At 71.9% G+C, this 18,361-nt stretch carries 17 protein-coding genes and 1 tRNA gene; 7 read left to right on the top strand and 11 right to left on the bottom strand.

Annotated features, from left to right (window positions below; genetic code table 11):
• Positions 1–35 precede the first annotated feature (35 nt).
• Positions 36–743 carry a pentapeptide repeat-containing protein gene (locus FHX80_RS16115; RefSeq protein ID WP_145764810.1) on the bottom strand — a complete coding sequence of 236 codons (708 nt, stop codon included), beginning with the start codon at positions 741–743 and terminating at the stop codon, positions 36–38.
• 110 nt (positions 744–853) lie between these two features.
• Between FHX80_RS16115 and FHX80_RS16110 the strand changes: the two genes are divergently transcribed.
• A complete protein-coding gene (locus FHX80_RS16110) occupies positions 854–2,053 on the top strand; it encodes an NAD(P)-binding protein (protein WP_145764809.1) in 1,200 nt (399 codons plus the stop codon).
• A gap of 160 nt (positions 2,054–2,213) precedes the next feature.
• Here the strand turns inward: FHX80_RS16110 and FHX80_RS16105 are convergent, their stop codons facing one another.
• Positions 2,214–2,705 (bottom strand): GNAT family N-acetyltransferase, encoded by a 492-nt coding sequence (locus FHX80_RS16105; protein WP_145764808.1) that lies wholly within the window; start codon positions 2,703–2,705, stop codon positions 2,214–2,216.
• 31 nt (positions 2,706–2,736) lie between these two features.
• Positions 2,737–3,666, bottom strand: coding sequence for an aminoglycoside phosphotransferase family protein (locus FHX80_RS16100; RefSeq protein ID WP_208764670.1), 930 nt, complete (start codon positions 3,664–3,666; stop codon positions 2,737–2,739).
• Positions 3,667–3,699: 33 nt separating this feature from the next.
• On the opposite strand from FHX80_RS16100, the gene FHX80_RS16095 reads away from it, so the two are divergent.
• Together FHX80_RS16095 and FHX80_RS16090 are read left to right on the top strand one after the other, a co-directional pair.
• Positions 3,700–4,374, top strand: coding sequence for a rhomboid-like protein (locus tag FHX80_RS16095; RefSeq protein ID WP_145764806.1), 675 nt, complete (start codon positions 3,700–3,702; stop codon positions 4,372–4,374).
• Positions 4,375–4,435: 61 nt separating this feature from the next.
• Positions 4,436–5,836, top strand: coding sequence for an NAD(P)/FAD-dependent oxidoreductase (locus FHX80_RS16090; RefSeq protein WP_145764805.1), 1,401 nt, complete (start codon positions 4,436–4,438; stop codon positions 5,834–5,836).
• Between the two features lie 148 nt (positions 5,837–5,984).
• On the opposite strand, the gene FHX80_RS16085 is transcribed toward FHX80_RS16090, so the two are convergent.
• A tRNA-Thr gene (locus tag FHX80_RS16085) sits at positions 5,985–6,058 on the bottom strand.
• 159 nt (positions 6,059–6,217) lie between these two features.
• Between FHX80_RS16085 and FHX80_RS16080 the strand changes: the two genes are divergently transcribed.
• From FHX80_RS16080 to FHX80_RS16065, 4 genes are all read left to right on the top strand, one after another.
• Entirely contained in the window at positions 6,218–6,907 is a 690-nt protein-coding gene (locus FHX80_RS16080; protein ID WP_244318293.1) for an RNA-guided endonuclease InsQ/TnpB family protein, read from the top strand.
• Between the two features lie 110 nt (positions 6,908–7,017).
• Complete coding sequence (locus FHX80_RS16075) at positions 7,018–8,154, top strand: ABC transporter ATP-binding protein (protein ID WP_145764804.1); 1,137 nt, start codon at positions 7,018–7,020, stop codon at positions 8,152–8,154.
• Between the two features lie 214 nt (positions 8,155–8,368).
• On the top strand, positions 8,369–8,782 hold the full coding sequence (locus tag FHX80_RS16070) for a hypothetical protein (protein ID WP_145764803.1): 414 nt from the start codon (positions 8,369–8,371) through the stop codon (positions 8,780–8,782).
• A 35-nt stretch (positions 8,783–8,817) separates the two neighbouring features.
• On the top strand, positions 8,818–9,531 hold the full coding sequence (locus FHX80_RS16065; protein WP_145764802.1) for a nucleotidyltransferase family protein: 714 nt from the start codon (positions 8,818–8,820) through the stop codon (positions 9,529–9,531).
• A 127-nt stretch (positions 9,532–9,658) separates the two neighbouring features.
• Here FHX80_RS16065 and FHX80_RS16060 read toward each other — a convergent pair whose 3' ends face one another.
• The 7 genes from FHX80_RS16060 to FHX80_RS16035 form a co-directional block, all read right to left on the bottom strand.
• On the bottom strand, positions 9,659–11,326 hold the full coding sequence (locus tag FHX80_RS16060) for a DoxX family membrane protein (RefSeq protein ID WP_145767329.1): 1,668 nt from the start codon (positions 11,324–11,326) through the stop codon (positions 9,659–9,661).
• Between the two features lie 245 nt (positions 11,327–11,571).
• On the bottom strand, positions 11,572–12,528 hold the full coding sequence (rlmB, locus tag FHX80_RS16055; RefSeq protein WP_145764801.1) for a 23S rRNA (guanosine(2251)-2'-O)-methyltransferase RlmB: 957 nt from the start codon (positions 12,526–12,528) through the stop codon (positions 11,572–11,574).
• A gap of 87 nt (positions 12,529–12,615) precedes the next feature.
• The gene (gene cysS, locus FHX80_RS16050) at positions 12,616–14,019 is read right to left on the bottom strand and encodes a cysteine--tRNA ligase (protein ID WP_145764800.1); all 1,404 of its coding nucleotides are present in this window, start codon (positions 14,017–14,019) and stop codon (positions 12,616–12,618) included.
• 158 nt (positions 14,020–14,177) lie between these two features.
• Entirely contained in the window at positions 14,178–14,318 is a 141-nt protein-coding gene (locus FHX80_RS34745; protein WP_167523556.1) for a hypothetical protein, read from the bottom strand.
• Between the two features lie 34 nt (positions 14,319–14,352).
• Positions 14,353–16,092 carry an ABC transporter permease subunit gene (locus FHX80_RS16045; RefSeq protein WP_145764799.1) on the bottom strand — a complete coding sequence of 580 codons (1,740 nt, stop codon included), beginning with the start codon at positions 16,090–16,092 and terminating at the stop codon, positions 14,353–14,355.
• A gap of 4 nt (positions 16,093–16,096) precedes the next feature.
• Positions 16,097–17,617, bottom strand: coding sequence for an ABC transporter substrate-binding protein (locus tag FHX80_RS16040; protein WP_145764798.1), 1,521 nt, complete (start codon positions 17,615–17,617; stop codon positions 16,097–16,099).
• Positions 17,618–17,697: 80 nt separating this feature from the next.
• Positions 17,698–18,273: a GNAT family N-acetyltransferase gene (locus tag FHX80_RS16035; protein WP_145764797.1), complete on the bottom strand. Its 576-nt coding sequence runs from the start codon at positions 18,271–18,273 to the stop codon at positions 17,698–17,700.
• Positions 18,274–18,361 lie beyond the last annotated feature (88 nt).

Genomic DNA, 18,361 nt, shown 5'->3' with positions numbered 1-18,361 from the left:
CAGGCCCGGAGGCGGGGAGAAACCGCCCGCCCCTGTCACGCCTCCACCCGCACCCCGATCTGCGCCGCGAACGCCGGAGCCAGCTCCATCAGCTGCGACGGGCTGATCACCGCACCCGCCAGCCGCTCCACGCCCCGCGCGATATCCAGCTCAGCGACCGCCCGCAGATCCACCGCCGCCATCCGCACCGCACTGAAGTCGACCCGCTTCAGCACACAGTCCCGGAACTCCACCCGGTCCAGCTGCGCACCCCCGAAATCCGGCTCGGACAGCACACACCCCTCGAACACCACGTCCCGCAGCCGCGCCTTCCGCAGATTCAGGTAGTCGATCTTCCCGCCCCGCACCAGCACCCTCTCCAGCACCGCACCATGCATCTGCACCCCGCCCAGGCGCGCGTCCACGATCTCCACGTCCCGCAGCGACGCCCCGGCGAGATCCGTGCCCACTCCCCGTACCCCGGTCAGCACCGAATCGATGAAACGGGCCCTGACCAGCTCCGTACGGTCAAGAGCGCAACCATCCAGCGCACAGTCCATGAACCGGGCCCCCGGACCCGACTCGTCCGCCAGGTCCACCGCAGCGAACCGCACACCGTCGTAATCCCCGTCCGGCTCCAGCCCCACGCCCCCGTACGGCTCCAGCGGCGGCAGCCGCACCTCCGGACGCCGCGCCGCCGCGACACCGTCCTTACCGCCCCGGCTCCTGCCGCTCCCCTGACCACTACCGCTGCTGCGCACCATCCCCCCATCGTGACGCACACCACTGACAACGCTCCGCCGCCGATGTCACACCCGGGCCCCCGCCGCACGTCACGTATCCAAAGGCACCTCCAACCAAGGAGACGGGGACCATGCAGCGCATCCACATCATCGGCGGCGGTCTCGCCGGATTCACCGCAGCCATCACCGCGGCCGAGTCCGGCGCCCTGGTGACCGTCCACGAGGCCCACCACACCCTCGGCGGACGCGCCAGGACCGCCGAAGGCCCGTACCGCACCAACGAAGGACCCCACGCCCTCTACCGCCGCGGCCCCCACTGGACCTGGCTCGACCGGCGCAACCTCCTCGGCCCCACCACCAGCGTCCCTTTCCTCGAAGTCACCCGGCTCCGCTTCCGCCACCGCTCCGCACTGCGCCGCACCCCGCCCCTCGCCCTCCTCCGGCTCAGCCGCCGCAGCGCCGCACGGGCCCCCGCCGACACCGACTTCCGCACCTGGGCCACCGCACGGATCGGCGTGGAAGGCGCCCGCGCCGCCGCCCACTACACCGCCGTCGCCCTCTTCCACCACGACCCCGGCAGCCTCTCCGCCGCCTTCGTCCAGGAACGGCTGCACCGCGCGGGCGCACTCCCGCCCGAAGCCCGTTACCCCATCGGCGGCTGGGCCCAGGTCATCGACCGGATGGCGTCTCGCGCCTGGAACCTCGGCGTCCGCATCGAGACCGCGAGCCGCGTCGACGCCGCCGCCCTCGACACCCTCGCCCGCACCGGCCCGGTCGTCGTCGCCACCTCCCTCGACGCCGCCCGCACCCTCCTCGGCGACCCCGCACTCACCTGGGCCTCCGGCCGCACCGCCCTCATCGACCTCGCCCTGCGCACCCGCCGCGGCGACGCGTTCGCCGTGTCCGACCTCGACGCCCCCGGCTGGATCGAACGGTTCACCGCCCAGGACCGCACCCTCGCCCCGCACGGGGAACAACTCCTCCAGGGCCAGTTCCCCATCGCCCCCGACGAATCCCGGGCCACCGGAACCGCCCGCGCCGAAGAACTCCTCGACCTCGGCTTCCCCGGCTGGCGCGAGCGCACCGTATGGCGCCGCGATGCCCTCGCCGCCGGCCGCACCGGCGCCGTCGACCGCCCCGGCACCACCTGGCGCGACCGGCCCGCCATCGACCGCGGCAACGGCATCTACCTCGCGGGCGACCAGGTCGCCGCCCCAGGACTGCTCAGCGAGGTCTCCTTCAACAGCGGCATCGAAGCGGCCCTCCTCGCCCTCAAGGCCACCGAGAACCCCACCGCACCCAGCACACCGATCGACCTCAAGCGCACCTGAGGCCGACGGACGGAACCACCGGCGACCGGACCACCGGTGTCCGGGATCGCCGACGACCGGGATCGCCGACGACCGGACCACCAGCGTCCGGCACCCCGGGAAGCCCACCCCGCGGTACGCCCGCCGGCCCCACCGAGACCGGCCACGAACTCACCGACAGCTACGAACTCACCGACGTCCGCCCGCCCAGCTCCGCCAGCGCCCCGTCCGCCAGCCGGTACACCGTCCACTCGTCCTGCGGACGCGCGCCCAGCGACTCGTAGAACCCGATCGACGGAGCGTTCCAGTTCAGCACCGACCACTCCAGCCGCCCATAGCCACGCTCCACACAGATCCGCGCCAGCTCCCTCAGCAACGCCTTCCCGTGGCCGCCACCACGCCGCTCCGGACGCACGTACAGGTCCTCCAGATAGATGCCGTGCACCCCACGCCACGTCGAGAAGTTCAGGAACCACAGCGCGAAGCCCACCACCTCACCGTCCTCGTCGGACTCGGCGATGTGCGCGAACGCGGCGGGACGCTCACCGAACAGCGCCTCGTGCAACTGCTCCTCGGTGGCCTTGGCCTCGTGCGGCACCTTCTCGTAATCGGCCAGCTCACGGACCATCGCGTGAATGGCGGGGACATCAGCAGCGGTAGCGGTACGAATCATGAGGGCAGCGTAGACAGCACCCCGGCTCCCCCTACTCCCGGCCCAGCAACCGCCGCGCGAGCTCGGCCTGCTCCGGCTCCAGCCGACGCGCACCGTCCTCGGCACCCCAGCACGCGTTCTGCAACACCCGCCCCAGCGTCCACGCCCGCGCCCGCCCCCGGTCCAGCCCCAGTACCTCCGTCAACAGATCGAACCGCCACCCCACCGTCCCGGCGTCGAACCGGTCGACCAGCGCCGGAAGCAGCTCGAACCCCGGATCACCGGCCAACGGCTTCGGATCGATGGCGACCCACCGCCCGCCCGGCCCGGCCTGACCGCCCGGCCCGGCCTGACCGGCCAGCACATTGCCGAAATGCAGATCCCAGTGCAGCAACCGGTCCCCCGGCTCCCCCACCACCTCCCGTACCGCCGCGGCGCAGTCCGTCAACAGCCGCCGCTCCCCCTCGTCCACCAGCAGCCCCACCGCCCCCGGAGCCGCCGCCAGCATCCGCGCCGACACCTCACCCAGCCCCCGCAGCCCGCACCCCGCCGGGGCCCGCACCGCCGTCAGCCCCGCCAGCAGCTCCGCGACGACCCGCACCGCTTCCCGCGCATCGGCCGTACCCGACAGGGAACGATGCCCGTCCAGCCGCTCCAGCAGCATCGTCCCCGTCGCCGCGTCGTGGTCCAGCAACCCGACCGCACCCGCCGACGCCTCGCCCCACACCCGCAGCGCGACCGGCTCGCCCACCGTCTCCGCGTCCACCGACTGCAACTTCAACGCCGCAGGACGCCCGTCCGCCACCCGCACCACCGGTAGCACCAGCGCGCACACCCCGTACAACGCCTCGCCATCCCGGCGCAGCCCCCACCGCTCCAGGAACTCCGCGGCCATCCCCGGCAACGCGGCGAGGAACGCACGCCCGGCCTCACCGTTGTACTTGGACTGAGTGGCGATCAGGGCATCCGGAATGTCAATCACGCCCCCGATCGTAGGAGCGTGCGTCAATCGGCTATGACCCCGAGCCAGCCCGTCCCGCCCACGAGGACCCCCTCAGCACCCGTCACGTGGATCCGCGGCGCCGGCTCATGGATCCGCAGCGCCCCCGGCACCTACATCTGGCTGACGGCCCTCTTCGTCACCACCGTCATCATCCACCAGATGTCACCGGACATCGAAGAGGACTTCCTCCGCCAGCGCTCCACCAACATCCACGAGCTCTCCCAGAACCCCGTACGCGTCCTGATCAGCAGCGCCCTCTGGATCGACGGCGGCGGATGGATCCCCTACGCCGTCCTCTACACCGCCTTCCACGCCCCCGCCGAACGCCGCCTCGGCACCCTGCGCTGGCTCGCCGTCGCCGCCGCCGCCCACATCCTCGCCACCTTCGTCAGCGAAGGCGTCCTCGCCTGGGCCATCCGGCACGGCCACGCACCTCAGACCGCCGCCAGCACCCTCGACGTGGGCGTCAGTTACGCGCTCGCGGGCGTCGTGGCCGTCCTCACCTACTACGTCCCGCGCCCCTGGCGGTACTTCTACCTCTTCGCCGTCCTCGTCATCTACGGCGTCCCCCTCTTCACCAGGGCCGCCTTCACCGACATCGGCCACTTCAGCGCCGTACTCATCGGGCTCGCCTGCTACCCACTGACCCGTGGCCGGGACAAGACGAAACCCGCCCCGGCCCAGTAACGTCCCGGCACAAGGCACCACCTTCCACAGCCGGACAGCCACACGGACAAGCAGGGGCAACATGAGCACCGTCAGCACCGTCAACGGCGGCATATCCTTCTGGTACGCGGACCAGGGCACCCCCACCCCCCGCGAACCCCTGCCCGGTGACACCACCGCCGACGTCTGCATCGTCGGCGGCGGATACACCGGACTCTGGACGGCGTACTACCTCAAGAAGGCCGTCCCCTTCCTCAACATCACCGTCCTGGAAGCCAAGTTCTGCGGCTACGGCGCCTCCGGACGCAACGGCGGCTGGCTCTACAACGGCATCGCGGGCCGCGACCGGTACGCCAGACTCCACGGCCACGAAGCAGCCGTCCGCCTCCAGCAGGCCATGAACGACACCGTCGCCGAGGTCATCCGGGTCGCCGACGAAGAGGGGATCGACGCCGACATCCACCGGGGCGGTGTCCTCGAAGTCGCCTGCACCCCGGCGCAGCTCGCCCGCCTCAAGCACTTCCACTCCGTCGAGATCGCCTTCGGCGAGACCGACCGCACCCTGCACGGCGCCCGCGAGACCGCCGCACGCGTCCACGTCACCGGAGCCGTCGGCTCCTCCTGGACCCCGCACGGCGCCCGCCTGCACCCCGCCAAACTCGTCAAGGGCCTCGCCGACGTCGTGGAGGCCCTCGGCGTCACGATCCACGAGTCGACGCCCGTCACCGAGATCAAGCCCAAACACGCCATCACCCCGTACGGCACGGTCCGCGCCCCCTACGTACTGCGCTGCACCGAAGGCTTCACGGCGGGCATCAAGGGCCAGAAGCGCACCTGGCTCCCGATGAACTCCTCCATGATCGTCACCGAGCCGCTCCCCGACTCCCTCTGGGAAACCATCGGCTGGGAGGGCCGCGAAACCCTCGGCGACATGGCCCACGCCTACATGTACGCCCAGCGCACCGCCGACGGCCGCATCGCACTGGGCGGCCGCGGCATCCCGTACCGCTACGGCTCGGCCACCGACAACGACGGCCGCACCCAGCCCGCCACCATCGAGGCCCTCCGCGACCTGCTCGTCCGCCTCTTCCCCACCACCGCCGGCACCCCCATCGCCCACGCCTGGTCCGGCGTCCTCGGCGTCCCCCGCGACTGGTGCGCCACCGCCACCCTGGACCGCTCCACCGGCCTCGGCTGGGCGGGCGGCTACGTCGGCTCCGGCGTCGCCACCACCAACCTCGCCGCCCGCACCCTGCGCGACCTGATCCAGCAGGACTCCGGTCAGTCCGGCCCCACCGAACTGACCACGCTTCCCTGGGTCAACCACAAGGTCCGCCGCTGGGAACCGGAACCCCTGCGCTGGCTCGGCGTCCACGGCATGTACGCCGCCTACCGCGCCGCCGACCGCCGCGAACTCACCTCACCCCGCGCGGACACCGACCCGATCGCCAGGATCGCGGACCGGGTGTCGGGGCGGGGGTGAGCCAGGCCCGGACGGCAGGGGAACGAACGCCGCCACATCGCTCCGGCACGATGGACAGGCGCCTGTCGCGAACCCGGTCCCACTGCTGGACGGCCACGGTCCGGCTGAACAAAAAAACCAGGTCAGCAAGATGCTGACCTGGTGTTTGAGCCGCCTGTCGGAGTCGAACCGACGACCTATTGATTACAAATCAATTGCTCTAGCCAGCTGAGCTAAGGCGGCATCGCGTGCGATTAACAAGTACGCGCGCGAGCCCTCACTCTACACAGCACCCCCCTCACCGATCCACGATGTTCCGCAGCCCCGTAACCGCCCGAGCATCCGTGCGTTAAGAACACTGACGTACTGATCCGGATATCGGACGGTCGGGGGGAGCGCATCATGACGGACACCGCAGACCGGCCGGCACGCGTGACGGGTGACGGTGCCAAGCGCATCAAGCGCGAGGCACTGGGCATCGCCGACCGCAAGAAGCACCACGGCCGGGCGGCGACCGCCATGAAGAGCAGAGCCATGGAACCCGGCACCCGGCAGCGCGTCTACCGGTACCGCTTCTATCCGGCCCCATCGCAGGCCGAGCAGCTGAAGAAGACCTTCGGGGCCTGTCGCTGGGTCTACAACGAGGGGCTGGCACTGCGAGCAGGCGCCTGGGAACGGCATCGGGTGTCGGTGGGGTTCGCCGAGACCTGCCGTGCGTTGACGGGGTGGCGGCAGGCGCCGGAGACGTCCTGGCTGGGTGAGGTGTCGTCGACGGTGCTGCAGCAGTCATTGCGGCATCTGGACGGGGCCTTCACCCGGTTCTTCAAGCAGTCGGCGAAGCATCCGCGGCAAAAGAGGAAGCATCGGTCACGGGATTCGGCGACGTACGTCCGGACCGGCTTCCGGTGGGTGGAGGACCCGGAGCGGCCCGGCACGGGGCTGGTGACGCTGGCGAAGCAGTCGCTGCCGTTGGACGTGCGATGGTCTCGGCCGCTGCCGGCGGGGGTGACACCCGTGAAGTTGTCGGTGACGCGGGACCGGGCGGCGGTTTCCGGTCCCGCCAGGGAACATTCCGCCGCCAAGAACTACTGACAGATTCGAAATGGCCAGGTAGCGTCGCTGAAGGTTCACTCAAGTGGACCAGACCACTCCCTTACTCGGATCGTCCGGCACGTTCCTGCCGGTGGAGGAGAAGATTCAGCATGGCCAGTGTCACGTTCGACAAGGCGTCCCGCGTATACCCCGGCTCCACGAAGCCCGCGGTTGACCAGCTCGAGATCGACATCGAGGACGGCGAGTTCCTCGTCCTCGTCGGTCCTTCCGGTTGTGGCAAGTCGACCTCCCTGCGCATGCTCGCGGGTCTTGAGGACGTCAACGGTGGCGCGATCCGCATCGGTGACCGCGACGTCACGCACCTGCCGCCGAAGGACCGGGACATCGCGATGGTGTTCCAGAACTACGCGCTCTACCCGCACATGTCCGTCGCGGACAACATGGGCTTCGCGCTGAAGATCGCCGGTATCAACAAGACCGAGATCCGGGCGAAGGTCGAAGAGGCCGCCAAGATGCTGGACCTCACCGAGTACCTGGACCGCAAGCCGAAGGCGCTCTCCGGTGGTCAGCGTCAGCGTGTCGCGATGGGCCGCGCCATCGTGCGTGAGCCGCAGGTCTTCCTCATGGACGAGCCGCTGTCGAACCTCGACGCCAAGCTCCGTGTCTCCACCCGTACGCAGATCGCCTCGCTCCAGCGCCGGCTGGGCATCACGACCGTGTACGTCACGCACGACCAGGTCGAGGCCCTGACCATGGGTGACCGTGTCGCGGTCCTCAAGGACGGTCTGCTGCAGCAGGTCGACTCGCCGCGCAACATGTACGACAAGCCTGCGAACCTCTTCGTGGCCGGCTTCATCGGCTCCCCGGCCATGAACCTGATCGAGGTCCCGATCACCGACGGTGGCGTGAAGTTCGGCAACAGCGTCGTCCCGGTCTCCCGTGCCGCGCTCACCGCCGCCGCCGACCGCGGCGACACGACCGTCACGGTCGGCATCCGCCCCGAGCACTTCGACATCGTCGAGCACGGCGGCGCCGCCGCGAAGTCCCTCACCAAGGACTCCGCAGACGCCCCGGCCGGCCTGGCCGTCTCGGTCAACGTCGTCGAGGAGCTCGGCGCCGACGGCTTCGTCTACGGCGCTGCCGAGGTCGGTGGCGAGCACAAGGACCTCGTCGTCCGTGTCGGCGGCCGTGCGGTCCCGGAGAAGGGCACCAAGCTGCACGTCGTGCCGCGCCCGGACGAGCTGCACGTCTTCGCGAGCTCGACGGGTGAGCGTCTCACCGACTGATTTCGCACCGCCCGCTGTACGACGTCGGCCCCGCACGTTCTCCGTGCGGGGCCGACTCGCGTTTCGGGGAGTTTGAGCGCGGACGCCAAAATCCCCGGCACAACGGTCATTTCACTCCGGTTCGTCAACACAGAATTCGAAAAGGACTCTCGAACCATCCCTCGCGAGAGTGACGCAATGTCGCCGATTCATCACCGGCCGCTACGCTCGCTGCGTGACCCACACTGCGCGCCGTATCGGCCGAACTCTCGCTCTCGTACTGCCTGTCGTCATGGTCCTGTCCGGGACCCTCGCGGTCACCCGCGTGCCGTGGGCAGCTCACAACTCCGACTCGCAGGTTCTCACCGCGTCGGCCCAGACCCTCTCCAAGCCCGCCAAGCCGCGCACCCCGCAGGACATGCTGCGCGACAGGCTGCTCCTGGAACTCCAGGAGAAGGACCCAGCCGTCGCGTTGACGGATCTCCAGCGTTCCGTCGAGGGGCGTCCGTCGCTCGCGAGGCACTGCATGTCGATCGCGAAGGCGCTGGGCAAGGCAGCGGTCGAGCAGTACGGTCCGACGCGGGCGCACCGGTTCTCGCGTCCCGTCTGCGACACGTCGTTCGCCTCCGGTGTCGCGCAGTTCAGCTGACCGGTCCCTCACGGGCACGGCATATCGTGCCTGACATGCATACGTTTCCGACGCAGGCCGTGATCCTGGCGGGTGGCCAGGGGTCACGGCTGCGCCCGTACACCGATGACCGCCCCAAGCCGATGGTCGAGATCCCTGGTACCGGGACTCCGATCATCGGCCATCAGCTTTCCTGGCTGGCCGCCGAGGGCGTGACCGATGCGGTGGTGTCGTGCGGACATCTGGCCGAGGTGCTCCAGGAGTGGCTGGACGCCGCGGTGCTGCCGCTGCGGGTCACGACGGTGGTGGAGTCCGAGCCGCTGGGGCGTGGTGGCGGGCTGAAGTACGCGGCGGCCCGGCTGCCCGATCCGGAGCAGCCCTGGTACGCGACCAACGGTGACATCTGGACGCGTTTCTCGTTGCGTGAGATGGCCGCGTTCCACGCGGAGCGTGATGCGACCGCGACGCTGGCCCTGGCCCGTCCGCGGATTCCGTGGGGTGCGGTGGAGACGGACGCGTTCGGGCACATCACCGACTTCATCGAATCGCCGCCGTCGCCGTATCTGATCAACGCGGGGGTGTACGTGTTCTCGCCCGCGTTCACGGCGTTGCTGCCGAACCTCGGTGATCACGAGCGGACGACGTTCCCGCGGCTGGCGCGGGAACGCAGGCTGGCCGGTTACCCGTTGCCGCACGGGGCGTACTGGCGGGCCATCGACACCGCCAAGGACCTGACGGAGGCGGCGAAGGAGCTGGACGACAGGCGGTAGGCCGCCCGGGGCATCGTTCGCCCTGCCTTCGCCCCGCACCGCACAGCACCACACACCACAGATACGAGAGGGGCGGGCGCCGGAGATGGATCCGGTGCCCGCCCCTCGCGCGTGCGGTGGGTCGCGGTCAGCCGAGGAGGCCGCCGATGGGATTGCGGCCGCTTGCTCCGGCCGAGCCGTCCGTGGAGCCGGTGGAGCCGGTGGAGCCGGTCCCGGGGTCCGAGCCGCCTGCCGTGGAGTCTCCGGCGGGGCCGGAGGAGCTGGGGCCGGAGCTGGTGGTCGGGGGCTGCTGGGGGGTGGTCTGCTGCGGGGGCTGCTGCCGACCGGTCCCCTGGGTCTGGCCGGTCTCGCTGGTCTGGCTCGGCCGGCCCGTGCCGGCCGTGGCCCGGCCCGACTCCCGGACGGTGTCGGTGGCGGGCGTGGAGGCCTTGGCGGACGGGGTACGGGGAGTGGTGCTGCGGGACGGGGCGGGCTGCCGGCCGGCCGGGGTCCGGGAGGCCTTGCCGCTGCGGGATTCCCCGGGGAGCGGGGAGCCGGGGAGCTGGTTGGTCGGGACTCCGTTGGGCCCGGGAACCGTGACGACTCCGGAGGAGCGGACGGCGCCGCCGAGCATGGAGCCGATGAGCAGGGTGAGGCCGACGACGACGGTGGCGACGACGGCGCCGCGCCGCAGTACGCGGCGGCGGAGGTCCCAGATCTCGGTGCGGGGGCCGAGCTTGCGCCACGCTTCCCCGGCGAGGCGTCCGTCGACGGAGTAGACGGGGGCGCCCGCGATGACCAGGGGGCTCCAGGCGGCGAGGTAGATGATGTCCGGCGCGTCGTAGACGGGGACGGTGCGCCAGCTGACGGTGACGAGGAGGGCGGCGGACAGGAGGGCGCCGACCGAGGCGGCGACGCGCTGCCAGAGGCCGAGGACGGTGAGGACTCCGACGACGACCTGGAGGAAGGCGATGGTGAGCCCGGCACCCACGGGGTGGGAGAGCGCGAAGTCGCGGAGGGGTTCGGCGAGGGCCCAGGGGTGCAGTGAGGTCAGCCACTTGACCATGGAGCCGCGGTCGCCGCCGTCGAAGTAGACGGGGTCGCAGAGCTTGCCCATGCCGGCGTAGATGGAGATGAAGCCGAGGAAGACGCGCATGGGCAGGAGGACGACGCCGAGGTTCATCCGGCGGCCGGGGTAGTACGCGTGCCGGACCGTGTCGGCGCTCTGGCGCCGGTCGCGGCTGTCGGTGACGTCGAAGTCGTCGAAGTCGTCGTCCCGGCTCCGGTCCCGTTCGTATCCGTCGCCGCCGTACCCGTCCGCGCCGTACCCGTCCGCGGCGTACCGGCCGGTGCCGGTCTCGACGGGGTCGAAGGCGCCGACGGCCTGCCGCATGGGGGGCAGCAGCGGCCCGCCGCTCCGGGGGCCGCCGATGACGGGGTTGGGCTGGGTCTCGTCGAGGCGCGGGATGACCTGGGTGCCGGCTCCGCGACCGCCTTCGCGTTCGTACGAGGTGTACGGCTCGTAGGGGTCGTACGCGGTGTCGGGGCGTCCCGTGCCGCCCGGTCGGCCCGCGGTGGAGTTCCGTACGGCCTGGAGCAGTCCGGTGGCGCCGGGATCGCCGGGGGCGGACCTGCCGCTCCACACGACGGGGGCGCGCCGACCGCGCCCCGCTCCGGGGCCGCTCATGGCGGGGATCCTGGGCGCACCGGCGGGGGTCACACCGCGCAGCCGTGCGCGCTGGCCGGGTGCGAGCTGCACCCGGAAGCTGGCGTGGTTGACGATGACCTGCGCAGGGTCGCAGTCCACCTTGGTCATGCTCAGGGCGGGTTGTTCGTCGAACCGAGGCGTTCTGGTGTCCACACTCATCTAACCGAGTGATGTGTGTTTAGGACACTGCCTTGACGGTGTCGAAGTGTCCGAGGCCCGTCAACCGGTGGTGGCGGGGCGCGTTGGGGCGTACGCGCGGCCGTACGCGCCCCCGGGCGGGGCCGCCCGGGGGCGGCGGACGGCGGGGTTTCCTCCGTCGGCCGCCGCCCGTGCGGGTGGTCCTGCCGGGCGGGTCAGGCGCGGCGGCGGGCGACCTCGTACATCACGATGCCGGCCGCGACACCGGCGTTCAGGGACTCGGCGCCGCCGGGCATCGAGATGCGGACCCGGTAGTCGCAGGTCTCGCCGACGAGGCGGCCGAGGCCCTTGCCCTCGCTGCCGATGACGATGACGACGGGGCCGCCGAGTGCCTCCAGGTCCTCGACGGTGTGCTCGCCGTCGGCGGCCAGGCCGACGACGGTGATGCCTTCCTTCTTGTACGCCTCCAGCGCGCGGGTCAGGTTCGTCACCCGGGAGACCGGGGTGCGGGCGGCCGTTCCGGCGGAGGACTTCCAGGCTCCGGCGGTCATTCCGGCGGCGCGGCGCTCGGGCACGACCACGCCGTGGCCGCCGAACGCGGAGACGGAGCGGACGATGGCGCCGAGGTTGCGCGGGTCGGTGACGCCGTCGAGGGCGACGATCAGCGGGTCCTCGCCGTTGTCGTACGCGGCGGCGGTGAGGTCCTGCGGCTCCGCGTACTCGTACGGCGGGACCTGGAGGACGAGGCCCTGGTGGTTCAGGCCGTTCGTCATCCGGTCGAGCTCGGGGCGCGGGGCCTCCATCAGGTTGATGTTGCCGCGCTGGCCGGCGAGCTGGAGGGCCTCGCGGACCCGCTCGTCGTTGTCGATGTACTGCTGGACGTACAGGGTGGTGGCGGGGACGCCGTCGCGCAGCGCCTCGAAGACCGGGTTGCGGCCGACGACCATCTCGGAGGTGCCCTTGGCGCCGCCGCGCCTGGGCGCGGGACGGCGGTTGACGGCGTGCTTGGCCTTGGCGGTCGCGATGCGGTTCTTCTTGTGCTTCTTGCGGTCCTCGGCGGGCGGCGTCGGTCCCCTGCCTTCGAGAGCACGGCGTCGGTTACCGCCGCTGCCGACCTGCATGCCCTTCTTGTTGGACGTGCGGCGGTTCCTGCGCTGGCTGTTCCCGGCCATGACCTACCTGTTTCGTTGCTTCAGACGTGCGTACGTGTACGTAAGTGAAAGTGTGCCGCCCGGCGGGCCGGGCGGCACTCGGGAGGACTACTGGCGCGGGCCGAGTGTCCACCGTGGTCCGGCGGGGCTGTCCTCGATGACGAGCCCGGACTGGTTGAGCTGGTCGCGGATGGCGTCGGCCGCGGTCCAGTCCTTGCGGTCGCGGGCGCTCTGGCGCTGGTCGAGGACGAGTCGTACGAGGGTGTCGACGACGCCGTGGAGGTCGTCGCCGCGGTCGCTCTCGCCGGCCCAGTGGTCGTCGAGCGGGTCGAGGCCGAGTACCCCGAGCATGGCACGGACCTCGGCGAGGCGTGCGACCGCGGCTTCCTTGTCGTCGGCGGCGAGGGCGGAGTTGCCCTGGCGGACGGTGGTGTGGACGATCGCGAGGGCCTGCGGGACGCCCAGGTCGTCGTCCATCGCCTCGGCGAACGCGGGCGGCACCTCGGCGGCCGGCTCGACCGTCTCGCCGGCCTTCTCGGTGACGCGCTGGACGAAGCCCTCGATCCGCGCGAACGCGGACTCGGCCTCGCGCAGGGCCTCCTCGCTGTACTCGATCATGGACCGGTAGTGCGGGGTGCCGAGGTAGTAGCGCAGCACGATGGGGCGCCAGTCCTTGACCATCTCGCTGACGAGTACGGAGTTGCCGAGCGACTTCGACATCTTCTCGCCGGACATGGTGACCCAGCCGTTGTGCACCCAGTACTTCGCGAACTCGTCGCCGTAGGCCTTGGCCTGGGCGATCTCGTTCTCGTGGTGCGGGAAGATCAGGTCGATGCCGCCGCCGTGGATGTCGAAGGCGGTGCCGAGGTACTTGTGGACCATGGCGGAGCATTCGAGGTGCCAGCCGGGGCGGCCGCGGCCCCAGGGGGTCTCCCAGCTGGGCTCGCCGGGCTTGGACGCCTTCCACATGGCGAAGTCGCGCTGGTCGCGCTTGCCGGTCTCGCCGTCGCCGGAGGGCTGGCGCAGATCGTCCAGGGACTGGTTGGAGAGGGACAGGTAGCCGGGGAACGAGCGCACGTCGAAGTAGACGTTGCCGTCGGCGGCGTAGGCGTGACCGCGCTCGATGAGGCCGCGCATCATCTCGATCATCTCGGTGATGTGGCCGGTGGCGCGGGGCTCGTACGTGGGCGGGAGGCAGCCCAGCGCGTCGTAGCCGGCGTTGAACGCCCGCTCGTTCTCGTAGCCGATGGCCCACCACGGGCGGCCCTGTTGGGCCGACTTCGTGATGATCTTGTCGTCGATGTCGGTGACGTTCCGGACGAACGTCACGTCGTAGCCGCGGTACTCGAACCAGCGGCGCATGATGTCGAAGTTCAGTCCGGACCTGATGTGCCCGATGTGCGGGGCGGCCTGGACAGTGGCGCCACAGAGGTAGATCGAGACGCAGCCCGCTGCGAGCGGGACGAAGTCACGGATCTGCCGGGCGCTGGTGTCGTACAGGCGAATAGTCACGCCTCAAGGGTAGTGGGCGCGCACCAGTGCCCCGCGACTCCTTGGGGATTGCGATGACAGTGTTATCGCCCGGGGTCATGGCCCGGGTTCGACCGGCCGTGACGCCTGGCCCCGGACCGGTTGTCCGGCCGTCTTCCCGTTCGCGCCCGCCGGGAGGGTCAGCGCGAGGGCGGCGCCCGCGAGCGGGACGGGGCGAGCACCGCCCACCGGACGGGGGCGGGGGCGCCGAGCAGCACGCCGGTGGCGGCGCTGCCGGCGAGTACGGCGAGGCCGGAGACCGATGACAGGGGCGGGGTCACGCCCGGGGTGGCCGGTCGCGGGGCGTGGCGGCGCTCACGCGGCGCCCTTGCGGCTTCCCGCGCCCCGGCTTCGTGCGCCCCGTACGGCGGTGGCCGTGAGGACGGCCGTCGCGCCGAGGGCGGCGAGGGCGGCGGCGGGGGCGAGTACGGACCAGGGGGCGCGTTCCGCGTAGGGGAGGTTCTCGGAGAGCATCCGGCCCCATTCGGGTGACGGGGGCGCGGTGCCGAGGCCGAGGAAGCCGAGGGAGGCGAGGGCCAGCGCGATGGCGGGGACGCGCACGACGGCGTGGCGGACGACGGGGGGCAGCACGCCGGGCAGCACGTGACGGCGCAGCAGGTGTGCGCGCCCGGCGCCCAGGGCGCGGGCGGCGGCGATGTGCGGGGCGGCGCGTTCCTGGGCGTACAGGGCGCTGGTGTGGGCGGCGATGGGGGCCCAGGCGACGGCGGTGACGGCGGCCGCGGCGCTCCAGGGGCCGGGTCCGGCGACACCGGCGACGACGAGGCCGGTGAGGATCGCGGGCAGCGCGTTGGCGGTCTCGGTGAGCGCTCCGGCGCGTACGGCTCCGAGGGCGAGGCCGAGGAGCAGGGTGGCGGCGGACACGGCGACGGCGGTGAGGACGGTGCGGGCGGCTCCGTGTCCGAGGCGGGCGAGGACGTCGCGGCCGAGGGAGTCGGTGCCGAAGGGGTGGGCGGCGGACGGTCCGGCGAGGCGGGCCGCGGCGTCGATCTGGAGGGGGTCGCGCAGGAGTCCGGCGACGGTGACGGCGGCGAGGAGCGCGGCCAGGACGAGGACGGCCGCGGTCAGCAGCCGGCGGGCCGGGAGGACGGGCGGCAGGAGTGCGGGCAGTGCGCCGTCGCGCAGGGCGGGGCCGAGCAGGGTGCGGGTGGCGAGGCGGGCGGCCAGTCCCGCGGTCACGCCGAGGAGCAGCAGCATCAGGACGCAGGCCTGGAGGACCGGGAGGTCCTGGGCGAGTGCGGCGGCCAGTGCGCTGCCGCCCAGGCCGGGGATCGTGTAGAGGGTTTCGACGGCGACGGCGCCGCCGGTGAGCCCGACGACGATCAGGCCGAGCTGGGGCAGCAGGCCGGGCAGGGTGCGGCGCAGGGCGTGGCGGGCGATGCGGGGTCCAGGCAGTCCGCCGGCGGTGGCGGCCCGCGCCCAGGGTTCGGCGTACGCGGCGGGCAGCGCGTCGTCCAGCAGCCGGCCGAGCAGGGCGCCTGCGGGGATGCCCATGGCGAGGGCGGGCAGCACCGTCTGCGCGGGGGTGCCCCAGCCGAGCGCGGGGAGCCAGTCGAGCCGGACGGCGACGACGGCGGCGAGGACGGCGGCGATCAGGAACTCGGGGAAGGCGGCGAGAACGGCCGCGCCGACGCCCGCGCGGGCGGTGACGATGCGGCGCCCCGCCCCGCGTCGCAGGGTCCGGGCGGCGAGGGCCGCGGCGAGGAGCAGCGCGACGGCGAGGGAGGCGCCCATGAGGGTGAGCGAGACGCCCAGGGCGGATATCGCGTCGGGGGCGACGGGCTGCCCGGAGACCCAGGAGGTGCCGAGGTCGCCGTGGAGGAGTCCGCCGAACCAGCTGCCGAGGATGTGGAGCGGGCCGCCGTCGAGGCCGGTTTCGGCGCGGATGGCGTCGAGGGTCTCGGGGGTGGGCGGCCGCTCGGCGTACCGGGCGCGCAGGATCGTGAGGGCGGGGTCGGTGCGGGTCAGCCGGGGCAGCAGGCCGATGACGGCGAGGACCGCGAGGAGCGCGGCGAGCCGTCCGGCGAGGTACTTCACCCGGTCACCCGACGCGGGTGTCTGCGGTGATGAGGGTGCGTTCCATCGGGTCGAGCGCGACGCCGTGGACGCGGCTGTCGTCGTAGCCCTGGACGAAGCGTTCGTGGAGGAGCGGTACGAGGGCGTCGGTGCCGAGGATGTCGGCCTCGGCGGTCATCGCGGCGCGGTGGCGGGCGTCGGTTCCGGCGGCTTCCGCGGCCTTGTTCACGTCGGTGTCGACGCGCTTGTCGCAGAGCTGCGAGATGTTGAAGCTGCCGTCGCAGGTGAAGTCGGACGCGAGGTAGGAGACGGGGTCCGCGGTGTCCAGGAGGGTGTTGCGGGCCTGGATGAAGGCGTCGTACTTGCCGGCGAGGGCGTCGGCCTCCAGCTGGGCGTAGTCGCGGACGACCTGCTTGACCGTGAAGCCGCGCTTCTGGAGCTGCTGCTGGACGACGGTGGCGACCTCGGGGAGTTCGGGCCGGTTGGTGTAGGTGGCGAGGACGATCTGCTTCGTCTTCGCGATCCGCGCCTTGTCCGCGGCCTTCGCCCGGTCGACCGGGGCCTCGCGGGCGGCGGCGGCCCACGGCACGCCGGGTCCGAGGAGGCCCTGTGCGCTGTCGGCGCGGCCCTCGTAGACGGCCTTGACGAGGGCCTCGGAGTCGATGGCCTCGCGGGCCGCCGCACGCATCGCGGGGTCGGCGAAGACGCCGTGCTCCGTGTTGAGGGAGAGGCCGTTGGTGCGGGCGGAGGGGAATCCGTGGACGAGCCGGTCGCCGAGGAGGGAGGCCTGCGAGATCGGTACGTACTCGGCGACGTCGACGGCCTCGGTGCGCAGGGCGTTGGCGCGGGCGGTGCCGTCGGCCACGAAGGTCACGTCGGCACCGGGGGCCTTGGCCTTGCCGCCCCAGTAGTGGTCGTTGCGCTCCAGCGTGGCGCTGACGGCGCCCTTGACCGCGGCGAGGGTGAAGGGACCGGTGGCGTGCCCGGCCGGGTTCACCTTGCCGTCCCGGTATGCGGCGGCGGACAGGATCGTGAGGGAGGGGTTGGCGAGGCGCTGGGGCAGCAGCGGGTCCGCCTCGGTGGTGACGATGCGTACGGTGCCGGCGCCCTGGGCCGTTGCGGTGATGCCGGTGTCGGACAGCACGCGCGGCTTGGGCGAGGCCTTCTGAGCGGCGTTCAGGGACCGGGCGACGGCGGCCGGGTCGACCTTCGTGCCGTCCTGGAAGGACGCCTCGCGCAGGGTGAAGGTCCATGCCTTCGGGCTCTCGCGCTTCCACGAGGCGGCGAGTGCCGGCTTCGCCGCGCCTTCGCGGTCGAGGGAGGTGAGGCCCTCGATGACCGCGAGGCGGCTGAGGTTGACGGCGTCGTCGCCGTAGGGGGACATCGCCTGTGCGGGCGGGAAGGCCATGACGACCCGGAGGCGTTGCCCGCCGTCCGCCGCGCCGTTGGTGTCGTTCGCGCCGCCGGAACAGGCGGCGGCGAGCGGGACGAGGAGGGCGGCCGCGGTCAGCGGCAGCGCGGCGCGACGGAGTCGGGACGGGGGCATGGCAACGACCTTATATGAAAACGATTGTCATTTAAAAGTGACTTGGCGGGCCGCTCAGTGGGCGACGGGCAGCGGACGGCTCAGCGAGCGGCGTCGGGCAGCGGCAACTCGAAGTGGACGACGCTCTGGCCGCGGCCGGGCATGGTGCGCTCGTCGCACACCTCCTGCGCGAGGGAGCGCCAGAACGGCTCGGCGCCCGGCACCGCGGGGTCGGTGTGCAGATAGACCGCCCCGTACCCGCCGACGCCGGCGACGAAGTCGCAGAGCTCGCGCACCAGCCGCCGCGCCAGCCCGTGCCTGCGGTGCTCCGGCCGGACGTAGATCCGGCACAGCTGGGCGGTGGCGCCGGACGGGAAGCGGTCCGCGACCCACTGCGGATTGGGCGGCGCCTGCGGCCCCCGGTCGCGCACGGCGCCCGTCGCGACGATCTCGCCGTCGCGCTCGACCACCAGCAGAGTGCAGCGCTCGGGCCGCAGATAACTGGCCTCGGGGTCGATGATGTCGGCGTGCCAGCGGGGCACGTAGCCGGACCTCAGGTCGTTGTAGACGGTGTCGAGCATCACGGCCCGCGCCCCGTCGATGTCACCGGGGGTGGCGGTGCGCAGGACGTATCCGTCGGCAGCGGCCCGTGCAGCGGCCATCGTCGCCGTACTCATCCCGGAGCCTCTCCATCCCTCGCGTCACGTCATTGCCGTACAAGAGTACGTGCAACCGATGTGCAACAAGACTGCGGGCCCGGTGACC

This window comes from Streptomyces brevispora (assembly GCF_007829885.1).
GTDB classification, from domain to species: Bacteria; Actinomycetota; Actinomycetes; order Streptomycetales; family Streptomycetaceae; genus Streptomyces; species Streptomyces brevispora.
The sequence above is the reverse complement of the archived record's forward strand: the minus strand, read 5'-3'. Positions and strand labels throughout refer to the sequence as shown.